A 13,913-nucleotide genomic window follows, 5' to 3' on the forward strand; every position below is an offset into this window, starting at 1 on the left:
GCAACAAATAAAGGTGCACGATTTTAACGTATCTATAAAAATTGCAAGTATTGCAAACGTGCGTGCGCTGCCTTGCGCTGCCTGTGCACGGCAGCCAAAAATGAGGGTGTTTGACAGGAATTTCGGCATTTTGTTATGATGCGCAAGTCTATAACCGCTACGCCGATGAAAACATCCCGCCCATTCCGCTTTGTGACTGTGCTGATTGCACTGTTCAGCATGCTGTTCATGCAGCTTGCGGTGGCGGCGTACGCCTGTCCGAATACCGGCATCGCACCCGATAGCGAGGCGGTGCTGAAGGCGTCTGTCGCTGGCATGCAAAACATGCCAGGGTGTACCGGCATGGACGTTGAACATCCGAGTTTGTGCCACGCCCATACGCATGGCGAAAAGCAATCGCTGGATAAACCCGATTTTCCGCAAGTCCCGCCATTCATGGCAGTCGGCCTGACGCTGACCCTCAGTTATATCGAAGCGGCCGATATTGCGCTGCCGGCCCAATCGCCGCCGTTGTTATTGCTGCGCAGTACCGCGCCGCCGCTTGCCATCCGCCACTGCTGTTTCCGAATTTAATCTTCCAGACCGCTTAGTCCGCCGTCGCCATGCGCTGTGCATGGCCGATGCTGTTCCATGTCGTCTGGAGATTTATCATGTCTTACCTGATAGGCGCGCCGAAAGCGGCGCGCACCTTGTCCTTGTTTGCCGGCCCGGCTTTTGCCGCGCTGCTGGCTTTTTCCATCCATAACCATGCGCATGCGGGCGAAATCAGCGGCATTCCGCTGACGCTGGCCCGCGCCCAACAATTGGCCATCGAACGCAGCCGGCAACTGGCCGGCCAGGACGAGGCGGCCGCCGCATCGCGCGACATGGCGGTCGCGGCAGGCCGCTTGCCGGACCCGGTCTTGAAGTTCGGCATCGATAACTTGCCGGTCAGCGGCGCCGACCGCCTCAGCGTGAATAGCGATTTCATGACCATGCGCCGGGTCGGCCTGTCGCAGGAATTGACCGGCGCCGACAAGCGGCGCTTGCGCAGCGGCCGGCTGGAACGCGAAGCCGAAAAATCGCTGGCTGAAAAAGAAGTATCCAGCGCCGCCATCGAACGCGATACCGCGTTCGCGTGGCTGGACCGGTTTTATGCCGAAGCAATGTTGACGCTGATACGCGAGCAGGGCACGGCGGCGCAGCTGGAAGTGCAGGCCGCCGACGCCGCGTATCGGGGCGGACGCGGCAGCCAGGCCGATTGGCTGGCGACGCGCGCTGCGCTGGTCGCGCTGGACGACCGGGCCAGCGAGTACAAATTGCGTGTCCGCAACGCCAATACCATGCTGCTGCGCTGGGCCGGTCCCGCCGCGGATACGTCACTGGCCAGTGCGCCCGATATGAGCGCGATCCCGCTCGACCATCCGCGGCTGGATGCGCAATTGAAGCATCACCCCGAACTGGCGCTGCTGGCCAGGCAGCAGGAAATCGCGCGCACCGATGTGGCATTGGCCAAGGCCGAGCGCAAACCGGATTGGAGCGTCGAGTTTGCCTATCAACAGCGCGGTTCGGCATATTCGAACATGGTCTCGGTCGGCTTGTCGGTGCCGTTGCAGTGGGACCGCAAGAATCGCCAGGACCGTGAATTGTCGGCCAGGCTGGCCATCGAGCGTCAGGCCGGCGACGCGCTGGAAGAAGCGCAGCGCATGCACCTGGCCGATATACAGGGCTGGATAGCCGAGTGGAACAACAAGCGCGAACGGAGCCAGCGTTATCAGGATGAATTGTTGCCGCTGGCCAAGGAACGCACGGCGGCGCTGCTGGCCGCCTATCGTGGCGGCAAGTCCGGCCTGGCCGATGTGCTGGCCGCGCGGCGCGCTGAAATCGAGCTGCGTTTGCAGGCGCTGCAACTGGCGGCGGACACTGCCCGGCTGTGGGCGCAACTGACTTTTATCTTTCCGGACGGCGATAAATCAACTGCTCCGGCCCCTATGCCCATGTCGCTGTCGCTGAAAGGAAATACACCATGAAACCACGCATGATCATCATCGCCTTGCTGGCGGCAGGTGTACTGGCCGCCGCCGGCGCCGGCTTGTACCGCCTCGGCGCCAGCCACGCCATGCAGGCGGGACCGGCCATCGACGCCATCCAAGCAGAACCGGCAGCAGGCGCGGGCGACAAGAAAGTACTGTATTGGCACGACCCGATGGTGCCGGCCCAGAAATTCGACAAACCCGGCAAATCGCCATTCATGGACATGCAACTGGTGCCGGTGTATGCCGATGGCGCCGATAGTGGCGCTCATGAAGGCGGCGTCAGCATCAACCCGCAAGTGCAGCAAAACCTCGGCATCCGCACCGCGCCAGTGACGAAAGGACATCTGACGGCGCCGTTCGACGTGGCCGGCAATATCGCCTATAACGAGCGCGACGTGGCGCAGCTACAAGCGCGCAGCAATGGTTTTGTCGAAAAACTGTATGTGCGGGCGCCGCTCGATGCGGTGCGCCAGGGCCAGCCACTGCTGGACCTGTATGTACCGGAATGGGTCGCCGCGCAAGAGGAATACCTGTCGGTACGGCATATGGCGGGACCGGGCAGCGAGGGCTTGCTGGACGGCGCGCGCCAGCGCATGCGCCTGGTGGGCATGACGGAACAGCAGATCGGCCAGGTCGAGCACAGCGGCAAGACCCAGCCGCGGCTGACCATCACCGCGCCGCTGGGCGGCGTGGTCACCGAACTGGGCGCGCGCATCGGCATGACGGTGGCGCCGGGGATGTCGCTGTTCCGCATCAATGGCCTGGGCACGGTGTGGGTCAATGCGGAAGTGCCGGAAAGCATGGCTGGACAAGTACGTCCCGGCAATACGGTCGAGGCGCGCCTGCCTGCCTTGCCGGATACTGTATTCAAGGGCACGGTCGGTGCGATCTTGCCTGGTGTGAACACGACCACCCGCACCTTGATCGCCCGCATCGAACTGCTCAATCCCGGTGCGAAATTGACGCCCGGTATGTTTGCCACCATCAAGCTGAACCCCTCCGCACGTGGCGCTCAGGGTGAGGTGTTGCTGGTGCCGAGCGAGGCCGTAATCCAGACCGGCACCCGCAGCGTGGTGATGCTGGCTGTGGGCGGCGGCAAGTTTGCGCCGGCCGAGGTGGTGGTCGGCCAGGAAGCCGGCGGCCAGAGTGAAATCCGCAAGGGATTGCAGGAAGGCCAGCAAGTGGTGGTGTCCGGCCAATTCCTGATCGATTCGGAAGCCAGCCTGAAAGGCACGCTGACGCGCATCGGCGATCCGGCGGCTGCCGCTAGCGGCGCCGGCGCGATGAATATGCCGATGAGCATGCCTGAAAAGGAGGCGCCATGATCGCCAAACTCATCCGCTGGTCCATCGTCAACCGCTTCCTGGTCTTGCTGGCCACCGTCATGTTGAGCGCATGGGGCATCTGGTCGCTGGCCCATACGCCGCTCGATGCGCTTCCCGATTTGTCGGACGTGCAAGTCATCGTGCGCACCTCGTATCCGGGGCAGGCGCCGCAAATCGTCGAAAACCAGGTCACGTATCCGTTGACCACCACCATGCTGTCGGTGCCGGGCGCCAAGACGGTGCGCGGTTATTCCTTCTTCGGCGATTCCTTCGTGTATATCTTGTTCGAGGATGGCACCGATCCGTACTGGGCCAGGTCGCGGGTGCTGGAATACCTGAACCAGGTGCAGGCGCGGCTGCCGCCGCAAGCGAAGACCGCGCTGGGGCCGGACGCCACCGGCGTCGGCTGGATTTATGAATACGCGCTGGTCGATCGCAGCGGCAAGATGGATTTGTCGCAACTGCGCGCCTTGCAAGACTGGTTCTTGAAGTATGAATTAAAGGCGTTGCCGAACGTGGCCGAGGTGGCCAGCGTCGGCGGCGCCGTGCGTCAATACCAGATCGTGCTGGATCCGGCCAAATTGGTGGCCTACAACATTCCACACGCGATGGTGATCGATGCGGTGCGCCGCGCCAACCAGGAAACCGGCGGTTCGCTGCTGGAACTGGGCGAAGCCGAATACATGGTGCGTTCGTCCGGCTACCTGACGTCGCTGGACGATTTCCGCAAGATACCGTTGAGCACCAGCACCGGCGGCATCACGGTACGGCTGGGCGACGTGGCGCGGGTCCAGGTCGGGCCGGAAATCCGCCGCGGCATCGCCGACCTGAATGGCGAAGGAGAAGTGGCGGGCGGCGTTATCATCATGCGCTCGGGCAAAAACGCGCTGGACACCATCGCCGCCGTCACGGCCAGGCTGGAACAATTAAAACCCGGCTTGCCGGCCGGCGTGGAGATCGTGCCGGTGTACGACCGTTCCCACCTGATCAGGCGCGCGGTCGATAACTTGCAGCACAAATTGATCGAGGAATTCATCGTCGTCGGCATCGTCTGCGCGCTCTTTTTATTCCACGCGCGTTCGGCGCTGGTGGCGATCGTCACTTTGCCGGTCGGTATCTTGATTGCCTTCATCGTCATGCATTATCAGGGTGTCAACGCCAACATCCTGTCGCTGGGCGGCATTGCGATCGCGGTCGGGGCGATGGTCGACGCGGCGGTGGTGATGATAGAAAACGCCCATAAACATATCGAAGCGTGGAACCATGCGCATCCGGGCCAGAAACTGCAGGGCGAGCAACATTGGCGGGTGATCGGCGATGCGGCGGCCGAAGTCGGCCCGGCGCTGTTTTTCTCGCTGCTGATCATCGTGCTGTCATTTATTCCGGTATTTACGCTGGAAGCGCAGGAAGGGAAGCTGTTCGCGCCGCTGGCTTTCACCAAGACGTATGCGATGGCGGCCGCGGCCGGGCTGGCGGTCAGCCTGATTCCGGTGCTGATGGGATATTTGATACGCGGAAAGATTCCCGATGAAAGCAGCAATCCGCTGAACCGTGTCCTGATCAGGCTGTACCGGCCGCTGCTGGAACGCGTGCTGCGCTTCCCGAAAACCACCGTGCTGGCGGCGGCGCTGCTGGCCCTGGTCACGTTATGGCCGCTGGCCCGGCTGGGCGGCGAATTCCTGCCGCCGATCGACGAGGGCGACTTGCTGTATATGCCCTCGGCCTTGCCTGGCATTTCGGCCGGCAAGGTGGCGCAACTGTTGCAGCAAACCGACCGCCTGATCAAGACCGTGCCGGAAGTGCAAAGCGTGTTCGGCAAGGCGGGCCGCGCCGAAAGCGCGACCGATCCGGCGCCGCTGGAAATGTTCGAGACCACGATCCAGTTCAAGCCGCGCGATCAATGGCGAAAGGGCATGACGCCGGATAAGCTGGTCGATGAGCTGGACCGCATCGTCAAGGTGCCGGGACTGTCGAATATCTGGGTGCCGCCGATCCGCAACCGGATCGACATGCTGGCCACCGGCGTCAAGAGTCCGGTCGGCATCAAGGTGTCGGGCGCCAATTTGCAGCAGATCGACCGCGTCACCGCCGCCATCGAAGCTGCCGTCAAGCATGTGCCGGGCGTGTCGTCGGCGCTGGCCGAGCGTCTCAATGGCGGGCGCTACATCGATATCGACGTCAACCGCGACGCGGCGGCCCGTTACGGCATGAATATCGCCGACGTGCACAGCATCGTCGCGTCAGCCATCGGCGGCGACAATATCGGCGAGACAGTAGAGGGCTTGCAACGTTTCCCGATCAACTTGCGCTATCCGCGCGAAGTGCGCGATTCGGTCGAAAAACTGCGCCAGTTGCCGGTACTGACCGAGCGCGGCGCGCAAATCCACCTCGGCGACGTGGCCAGCATCCGCATCAACGACGGGCCGCCGATGCTGAAAAGCGAAAATGCACGCTTGTCCGGCTGGGTGTATGTCGATATCCGCGAGCGTGCGCTGAGCGATGCGGTGCATGATATGCAGCAAGCCGTGACTAGCCAGGTCAAGTTGCCGCCGGGTTATTCGATCGCCTGGTCGGGCCAGTTCGAATACCTGGAACGGGCCACCGCGCGCCTGAAAATCGTCGTGCCGGCCACCTTGTTGATTATTTTCGTGCTGCTGTACCTGACCTTCCAGCGCATCGATGAAGCGGCGCTGATCATGGCAACATTACCGTTCGCGCTGGCCGGCGGCATCTGGCTGCTGTGGCTGCTGGGCCACCATCTGTCGGTAGCCAGCGGGGTCGGCTTTATTGCGCTGGCGGGGGTGTCGGCCGAATTCGGCGTGATCATGCTGCTGTACCTGAAACAGGCGTGGCAGGCGCAACTGGATCAGGGCCGCGATGGCGAAAGCGGCTTGCTCGATGCGATACGGGAAGGCGCGGTGCTGCGCGTGCGGCCCAAGGCGATGACGGTGGCGGTCATCATCGCCGGCCTGGTGCCGATCATGCTGGGTAGCGGCACCGGTTCCGAAGTGATGCAGCGCATCGCCGCACCGATGGTCGGCGGCATGATTACCGCGCCGCTGCTGTCGATGTTCGTGGTGCCGGCCGTGTATTTGCTGCTGCGCCGGCGGCAACTGCGGCGCAAGGAGCAACAGTCCGGCGTCTGACGCAGCTCATTTGATTTATATCAAATGCTCGTCATGCTGTAATCCTAGGATGGAAAGACGTCGCCGCGCCCCAGGCCAGCAGCAAGCTGGCCAGCGGGCCCGGTGCCCTTCTATGCGTAAAGGAGCACACCATGACTAACAATCTGACATCCCGCGATCCTTTTGGCGGCTTGGCCCGCTTCGACCCGTTTACCGATATTGACGATATCGTGCGCGATTTCTTTTCGCCCCTGTCGCTGCGCCACCGCGACGTCGCAGCACGCATGCGGGTCGACATTTCTGAAACCGAGCAATCGTACCAAGTCAATGCCGAAATTCCCGGCGTCAGCAAAGAAGACATCAAGGTATCGATCGACGGCCACCGCGTCTCGATCAGCGCCGAAGTCAAGGAAGAGCGGCGCAGCGACGATGGCGCCGGCAAGAGCGTGCGTAGCGAGCGCATCTATGGCCAGCAATACCGCAATTTCACTTTGCCCCAGGAAGTGGACGATGGGGCCGCGCAAGCCCGCTACCAGGACGGCATCCTGGAATTGACGCTGCCCAAGAAGGCCGGCAGCGGCGGCAAGCAATTGACGATTCAATAATGCCGCCTGCCGATGCCGGGCTGGCGCCTGGCAGCCACGGGGAGGGCGCTTGATGGCTACGCGGCAGCTGCGTTTCCGGCTGGCGCTGATCCTTGGCTTGGCGCTTTCCTTGTTTTTGCTGCTGCTGTTGGCCGCCTATGGCGCGTTGCGCGCCAGCTTGCCGGCGCTCGGCGGCGATGTCACGCTGCCCGGCTTGAGCGCGCCGGTCAGCATCCAGCGCGACGCCGGCGGCGTGCCGATGATCGCCGTAGCGGATCGTAACGACGGCGCTTATGCGCTGGGATTCCTGCACGCGCAAGAGCGGTTTTTCCAGATGGACTTGCTGCGCCGTTCGTCGTCCGGCGAACTGGCGGCCTTGTTGGGGCCGGCCGCGCTGGAACAGGATAAAAACCATCGGCGCTTCCGTTTCCGGAGCCGGGCCGTCGCGGCGCTGGCCCAGCTGGACCCGGCCAGCCGGACGCACCTGCAACACTATACGGCCGGCATCAACCAGGGTTTGCAGCAACTGACGCTGCGGCCGTTCGAATACCTGGCGCTCGGTGCGGCGCCGCAGGCATGGCGCGCCGAGGACAGCTTGCTGGTGGTGTGGAGCATGTACCAGCTGTTGCAAGGCAATCTGGAACCGCGCGAATTCGCCCGCGGCTGGATCAGGGAGCACAGCAGGCCGGAACAATTGGCGCTGCTGTTGCCGGAAAGCAGCCGTTTCGATACGCCGCTCGACATGGATGGCATCGCCAGTCCGACTCCGCCATTGCCGGCCATCGGTCCCGGCTGGATCGGCCATGCATCCGGCGTGGCGATGCGGACGCCGCAGTTGGCGGTCGGCAGCAATGCCTGGGCCTGGTCCGGTCCGGCCAGCGGACACGGCGGCGCGATGCTGGCCAACGATATGCACCTGGGCTTGCGCTTGCCCAATACCTGGTACCGCGCGGCGATGCGTTATCCGGCCGATGGCGGACAACGGCGCGTGGTCGGCCTGACCTTGCCCGGCACGCCGCTGTTCGTGGTCGGCAGCAATGGCAAGCTGGCCTGGGGCATGACCAACAGCTATGGCGATTACCTCGACCTGATCGAAGTGCGGCGCGATCCGGGCCACCCCGGCCAGGTCGATCGCGGCGCCGGATGGCAGCCGGTCAGCGACTATCGCGAAACCATCGTCGTCAAGGGCGGCGCTCCGTTCATATTGATGGTGCAGGAAAGCGCCGGCGGCCTGTTGCGCCAGGTCGCCGGCCGCGAATACGCGGTGCACTGGATCGCCCAGGATAATAACGCCGTCAACCTGCAATTGTTCGGCATGGAGTCGGCCGCCAGCGTCGCCGAAGGCGCGACCGTGGCGGCGCGCGCCGGCATTCCGGCACAAAACATCACGCTGGCCGATGCGGCCGGACACATAGGCTGGAGCATTGCCGGTCCGCTGCCGCGCCGGCTGGCGACCTTCGGCGCCACGTTTCCGTATGCGGCGGGTGGCGGCCCGGACTGGCACGCCATGCTGGACGGCGCGGACTATCCGCGCGTATTCGATCCCGCCAATGGGATCTTGTGGAGTGCCAACAACCGTCAATTGGGCGGCGCCGATTACGCGCGGCTCGGCGACGGCGGCGCCGATCTTGGCGCGCGGGCGCGCCAAATCCGCGACCGGCTGCTGGTGCTGCGGGAATGGCGACAAGACCAGCAGCCGGAAGCGGCATTGATGGCGATCGCGCTCGACACCAGCCCGAGCTACATGGCCGAATGGCGCGCGCTGGCGCTGGCCGCGTTGACGCCGGCGGCAGTTGCCGGCCATCCGGCGCGCGCCGAATTGCGCCGCTTGCTGGAATCGGCCTGGGATGAGCCGGCCGGCGTGCGCAGCGTCGCCTACCGGCTGGCGCGTGGCTACTCGCGCGCCATTTACGATGCATTGTTTGCCGATGCCGATGCGCGCATGGCCGCCGCCGGGCTGGCACAAGCGAGCGTCGAGATCGCCAATCCGCGCTGGAGCGAACTGGCGATGCGGCTGCTCGGCGAGCGCCCGCCAGGCTGGCTGCCTGCGGGAACCAGCTGGCAGCAGCTTGAACTAAGCGCGATCGACAGCGTCATCGGCACCTTGACCGCGCATGGCCAGCGGCTGGCCGACGCCAGCTGGGGCCAGCGCAACCGGGCCGACATCCGCCATCCGCTGGCCACGGTATTGCCGTTCGGCGACTACTGGCTGGCCGCGCCGCGCGATCCCTTGCCGGGCGACGACGACATGCCGCGCGTCAGCGCCCCGCAGTTTGGCCAGTCGGAACGGCTGGTGGTGGCGCCAGGCAGGGAAGAGCAGGGCTTGTTCAATATGCCGGGCGGACAGAGCGGCCATCCGCTGAGCCCATTTTTCCTGGCCGGCCATGCCGACTGGGTCCATGGCAAGGCGCAGCCTTTGCTGCCGGGTGCGGTTCGATATACGCTGACGCTGCGGCCGCGCCGACGCTGAATAAACGATGCTGTTAGATTGGATGCCGATTATCAGTGCCGATTATTCGGTGCCGATATTGGTAAACGTCTTGTTGACGATGCTCCATTTGCCCTCCAGCCGGCGCAGCGTCAGGTACAGCTGGTAATTAAAACCCAGCATCGGCGAATGCAGCGTGGCGGTGGCGATGCTGCCGAGCTGGTCGACGGCCAGCAAACGCATGCGGTAAGGCTCGCCCAGCGCCTGCGGACTCTGGCGCGACGCGACGCCGTTGAGGTAGGCGGCGATCGGCTTGTGGTAAGCGTTGCCGTCAATTTCGCCGAAAACCTGGGCGTTGACATTGAATAACTGGGCCAGCGTGGTTGTGTCGCCGCTGTAGACGCTGCTTAAATAAGCGTCGACGATGGCCTCGATACTGGCGTGGTGGTCGCTCTGCATGGCATGGTTCCTCTGATGACACTATGGAAATAGGAACGGGAAGGGCCGGGCGGCGCCTTCCCGTGACTGGCCTTTCGGCAAGATGGCTGAAACTTATTTGCTCTCGCTGAAGGTCGCTTGTCCCAGGTTCTTTTCAATTTCCCCTGGCTGTTGCAAGCCCTTGTCGATCAGCGCCTTCAAACGTTGCCGGGCGGCGGGACGGTGCACCGAAGCGATGAAGGCGTCCCATCCCGGCTGCATCTCGGCGTCCGGCGGCAGGCTGGCGCGGTTCACCAGTTTCTTGGTGTCGATGATCGCCGCGCGGTCGAACGAGGCGATGCGCCTGGCCATGGTATCGACAAAACCGTCCAGTTCGGCGTCTGGCAGTGCGCGGTTCACATAACCGTAGCGCTCGGCGACGTCAGCGTTGATGTCATCCGACGCGATCAGGATTTCCAGCGCGCGGCCACGGCCGACCAGGCGCGGCAAGCGGGCCATCGGGCCGCCGCCGGCAACCAGGCCGGCGCCGACTTCCCACTGCGACAAGACGGCTTTTTCGCGGCTGGCGAAACGCATGTCGGTGGCCAGCACCAGTTCGCTGCCGATGCCGGTGGCACGGCCACGAATCGACGAGATCGTGACGATCGGCAGGCGGGCGATGCGCACCATCATGTCCGGCACCGGATGCATGCCGGTCGGTCCCGGTTTCATGCCGGTCGATTCCTGCAACGGCGTCAGCAAGTCGTAGTGGGCGATGAAATAGTCAGGCAGGGCGCTGTCGAACACCACCACCTTGACTTGCTTGTCGGCCTCGATCGCTTCGACGATCTTGACCAGTTCGCGTACTTCGGCCGGGCCGACGATGTTCAGCGGCGGGCTGGCGAAGGTGACTTTCCAATAGGCCGGGCTGACGCGGGTCAGGCGGATCTTGGCATCCGGCGCTTCGGCGGCGATCGGCGCGGTGCTTTGCACGACGGCTTCATGCGCCGCGGATGCCGGCGCGGCGGAAGCCCCGGCGGCGTACAGTGCCACGGCGGCGGCGATCGCGCCGGCCGCGCTTTTAACCAGGGTAAGCTGTCTCATGGTCTCTCTCTATCTTGATGGAATCAGGTTCAATGGAATCCGGTTGCAGGGATCAGGCCAGGCGCGCCGTGACGTCGCGCAGGCGTTCGCCGAACAGGCGCGCGGTGGCCAGGTCGCCGGCCGGGATTTCGTCGGGCGACGCATCCGACGGCGAGGCGGTGGCCAGGCCGGCGAACGAGGACAGGTAATTGATGTCGTGGCGGGTGGCGCTCTTGGCGTTACTTGGCATCATGCCGGTGCCGGCCCACAACATGCCGTGCTGCTGCGCCAGCGTGAACAGGGTGTACAGCGTGGTTTGCTTGTCGCCGGCGACCGACGCCGAATTGCTGAAGGCGGCGCCCAGCTTGTCCTTCCAGCCCTGGCGCGCCCACACCGCCGACGACGCGTCGGCGAAACGCTTGAATTGCCAGCTGACGTTGCCCATATAAGTCGGGCTGCCGAAAACGATGGTGCGCGCCTTGTCCAGCACATCCCAGCCGTCGTCCGGCAAATTGCCTTCGGCGTCGATGGCGAGCAATTTGGCGCCGCTGCCCGCGGCGACGGCTTCGGCAATCCTGGCGGTATGGCCGTAACCACTGTGATATACGATGACGATATTCGAACTCATGAATTTTCCTTTGAGATAGTTAAAAAACTGTTCATGTCGGGCACGCGCAAGTGTCGGTAAAGATCAGTCTTGCGGCTTGTCGCCGGCCTTGGCGCGGGCTTCACGGGCGCGCAGCGTGGTGATGTTTTCGCGGTTCAAGCCCCAGCTGTCGGTTTCGACTTCATCGATGATGACGAAGGTGGTCGCAGGATTCTTGTTCAGCACGCGGGTCAGCAAGTCGGTGGCGCCTTCGATCAGTGCCAGTTTTTGCTCGGGAGTGACGCCTTCTTTGGTGATCCGAATATTTACGTATGGCATGGTAAGACTCCTGTTTTGTTGTTTGAGGAGTTCACTATACTTATGCCGTTTGAGTAGATAAATGCCGTTTTCTGAAAATTACTTGATACCCTGTGTAATATATTGAGGCGAAATCAACGTTCTATATTCCATGCAGATCAGGAGGCGGGGGAGGGGACGCCATGCTGTCCCTTGCGCTTGAAGTGCTGGGGTGGCTGGTCGAAGATGCGGCGGAATGCCCTTCTCATGCGCTCGGGGTCGCCAAAGCCGGTCGAATCGGCGACCCGTTCAATCGAATGGCCGCCCGATTCCAGCAGCATGCGGGCGCTTTCGACACGGATACGCTCGACGGCCTGCGCCGGCGGTTGGCCAATTTCCATCTGGAATTGCCGAGTGAATTGCCGCTTGCTCAAGTTGGCGATCCCGGCCAGGCGCTCGACGCTCAGCTCATTGCGCAGATTATCCTTGATGAAGATCAGTGTTTTGTGGATGCGGTCGGACTGCGGCTCCAGTTCCAGCAGCGCCGAAAACTGGGCTTGTCCACCCGGGCGCTGGTGATACACCACCATTTGGCGGGCAATAAAACGCGACGCGGCCAGCCCCAGGTCGTCGCCGACCATCGCCAGCACCATATCGATGCAGGCGGTCATGCCGGCCGACGTCCATATCCGCCCTTCGGCGGTGAAAATGCGGTCTTCGGTGACATGAATTTTCGGGAAGCGCTGCTGCAGCTGGCGCGCCAGCGCCCAATGCGTGGTTGCATGGCGGCCGTCCAGCAAACCGGCTTCGGCAAAGATAAACGCCCCGGTACACACACTGCCGAGCCGCCGGGCATGCGGTGCGGCGCTGCGCAGCTTGTTCAGCAGGCCGGGCGGCGCCGTCAGCACCTGGGTACTGCCGGCCATTAATAAAGTGTCGAATTCCTGGTCGGCCAGCGCGACCGTGCGGATCTCGACCCCCATCGAACTTTTCACCAGGCCGCCATCGACGGACAACACTTCCAGCGTGTAGTGCGGCTTGGGCGATGCCGCATTGGCCATCTCGAATGGCGTCAACGCGGCAAGTTCAAGAAGTTGAAATTCGGGAAATACGATCAAACCGATGCGTTTCATGGTGACTCAAAAGGAGGGCTAAATGGCAATTGGGGCGTTGTTGCCGCTACTACACTTGTTAGTGTCAATGTCGACGCGGCAGCGGCCAGGTCCGCTGTCTCTTTTCCAGCTATTTCTAAAGGAGTATAAATTAATGAGCACCCAACTTCCGCCACTGTTACTCGAAGCGATCGCCGCCCATGGCGGCCTGGCACAATGGAACAAGTTCAGCCAGGTCTCGGCATCGGTCGTGGTCGGCGGCTTCCTGTGGAGCATGAAGGGCATCGACATGGATGACAAGCCGCGTACCGCCACCGCCGACCTGCAAAAACAATGGCTGCGGGTGGATGGCTTTGGCGATCCGAACTGGCAAATGACTTTCACTCCAGAAAAAGTATTGATTGAAACCAAGGCCGGCGAAGAAATCGCCAGCCAACCCGATCCGCGCGCCACCTTTGCCGGCCACACTTGGGAGAGCCCGTGGACGCCAACCCAGCTGGCTTATTTCAACGGCTACGCCACCTGGCTGTATTTCGTGACGCCGTTCTTGCTGGCACGGCCGGGTTTCACTTTCAGCGACGTGCCGCCGATCAGCCATAACGGTGAAACCTTGCGCGGCCTGAAAGTGCGCTTTCCCGCACACATACACACGCATAGCCAGGAACAGGTCTTGTACTTTGGCGACGATGGTTTGCTGCGCCGGCATGACTATAAGGTCGACGTGGCCGGCGCATCGCCGGGCGCCCACTTCCTGTCGGAGTACCAGGAATTCCAGGGCATCCGCTTCCCGACCAAACGCCGCGTGTTCGTGCGCAATCCGGACGGCAGCCCGCAATGGGACAAGAACACGGTCACCGCCGACTTTTCCAACTATCAACTGAGTTAAGCCAGGGAGGCGGGCGCTGCTCATCATGGGCCTCCGCCTTTTCCCTGATGCGCAA

General features: G+C 62.9%; 12 protein-coding genes. 7 read left to right on the forward strand and 5 right to left on the reverse strand.

Going from position 1 to position 13,913, the window contains the following annotated elements; all coding sequences use genetic code 11:
* Positions 1 to 165 precede the first annotated feature (165 nt).
* From GJA_RS11440 to GJA_RS11465, 6 genes are all read left to right on the forward strand, one after another.
* Entirely contained in the window at positions 166 to 573 is a 408-nt protein-coding gene (locus tag GJA_RS11440) for a hypothetical protein (RefSeq protein ID WP_038492238.1), read from the forward strand.
* A 77-nt stretch (positions 574 to 650) separates the two neighbouring features.
* Positions 651 to 2,009 (forward strand): TolC family protein, encoded by a 1,359-nt coding sequence (locus GJA_RS11445; protein ID WP_081905354.1) that lies wholly within the window; start codon positions 651 to 653, stop codon positions 2,007 to 2,009.
* Positions 2,006 to 3,340 carry an efflux RND transporter periplasmic adaptor subunit gene (locus tag GJA_RS11450; RefSeq protein WP_081905355.1) on the forward strand — a complete coding sequence of 445 codons (1,335 nt, stop codon included), beginning with the start codon at positions 2,006 to 2,008 and terminating at the stop codon, positions 3,338 to 3,340. The genes GJA_RS11445 and GJA_RS11450 overlap by 4 nt, the downstream gene beginning before the upstream one ends.
* Positions 3,337 to 6,486 carry an efflux RND transporter permease subunit gene (locus tag GJA_RS11455; protein ID WP_038492241.1) on the forward strand — a complete coding sequence of 1,050 codons (3,150 nt, stop codon included), beginning with the start codon at positions 3,337 to 3,339 and terminating at the stop codon, positions 6,484 to 6,486. Before GJA_RS11450 ends, GJA_RS11455 begins: the two co-directional genes overlap by 4 nt.
* 131 nt (positions 6,487 to 6,617) lie before the next feature.
* Complete coding sequence (locus tag GJA_RS11460; protein ID WP_038492244.1) at positions 6,618 to 7,070, forward strand: Hsp20/alpha crystallin family protein; 453 nt, start codon at positions 6,618 to 6,620, stop codon at positions 7,068 to 7,070.
* A gap of 52 nt (positions 7,071 to 7,122) precedes the next feature.
* The gene (locus GJA_RS11465; RefSeq protein ID WP_242404518.1) at positions 7,123 to 9,519 is read left to right on the forward strand and encodes a penicillin acylase family protein; all 2,397 of its coding nucleotides are present in this window, start codon (positions 7,123 to 7,125) and stop codon (positions 9,517 to 9,519) included.
* A gap of 42 nt (positions 9,520 to 9,561) precedes the next feature.
* Here GJA_RS11465 and GJA_RS11470 read toward each other — a convergent pair whose 3' ends face one another.
* The 5 genes from GJA_RS11470 to GJA_RS11490 all read right to left on the reverse strand — a co-directional run bounded on the left by GJA_RS11470 (position 9,562) and on the right by GJA_RS11490 (position 12,993).
* On the reverse strand, positions 9,562 to 9,936 hold the full coding sequence (locus tag GJA_RS11470; RefSeq protein WP_038492251.1) for a nuclear transport factor 2 family protein: 375 nt from the start codon (positions 9,934 to 9,936) through the stop codon (positions 9,562 to 9,564).
* A 93-nt stretch (positions 9,937 to 10,029) separates the two neighbouring features.
* The gene (locus GJA_RS11475; protein ID WP_081905356.1) at positions 10,030 to 10,998 is read right to left on the reverse strand and encodes an enoyl-CoA hydratase/isomerase family protein; all 969 of its coding nucleotides are present in this window, start codon (positions 10,996 to 10,998) and stop codon (positions 10,030 to 10,032) included.
* A 52-nt stretch (positions 10,999 to 11,050) separates the two neighbouring features.
* Positions 11,051 to 11,605 carry a flavodoxin family protein gene (locus GJA_RS11480; protein ID WP_038492255.1) on the reverse strand — a complete coding sequence of 185 codons (555 nt, stop codon included), beginning with the start codon at positions 11,603 to 11,605 and terminating at the stop codon, positions 11,051 to 11,053.
* 63 nt (positions 11,606 to 11,668) lie between these two features.
* Positions 11,669 to 11,902: a 2-hydroxymuconate tautomerase family protein gene (locus GJA_RS11485; RefSeq protein WP_038492258.1), complete on the reverse strand. Its 234-nt coding sequence runs from the start codon at positions 11,900 to 11,902 to the stop codon at positions 11,669 to 11,671.
* Between the two features lie 137 nt (positions 11,903 to 12,039).
* Complete coding sequence (locus GJA_RS11490; RefSeq protein WP_038492261.1) at positions 12,040 to 12,993, reverse strand: GlxA family transcriptional regulator; 954 nt, start codon at positions 12,991 to 12,993, stop codon at positions 12,040 to 12,042.
* A 133-nt stretch (positions 12,994 to 13,126) separates the two neighbouring features.
* On the opposite strand from GJA_RS11490, the gene GJA_RS11495 reads away from it, so the two are divergent.
* Complete coding sequence (locus GJA_RS11495) at positions 13,127 to 13,858, forward strand: hypothetical protein (RefSeq protein WP_038492264.1); 732 nt, start codon at positions 13,127 to 13,129, stop codon at positions 13,856 to 13,858.
* The last annotated feature ends 55 nt before the right edge of the window (positions 13,859 to 13,913 follow it).

It is taken from the genome of Janthinobacterium agaricidamnosum NBRC 102515 = DSM 9628 (assembly GCF_000723165.1).
GTDB lineage: Bacteria > Pseudomonadota > Gammaproteobacteria > Burkholderiales > Burkholderiaceae_D > Janthinobacterium > Janthinobacterium agaricidamnosum.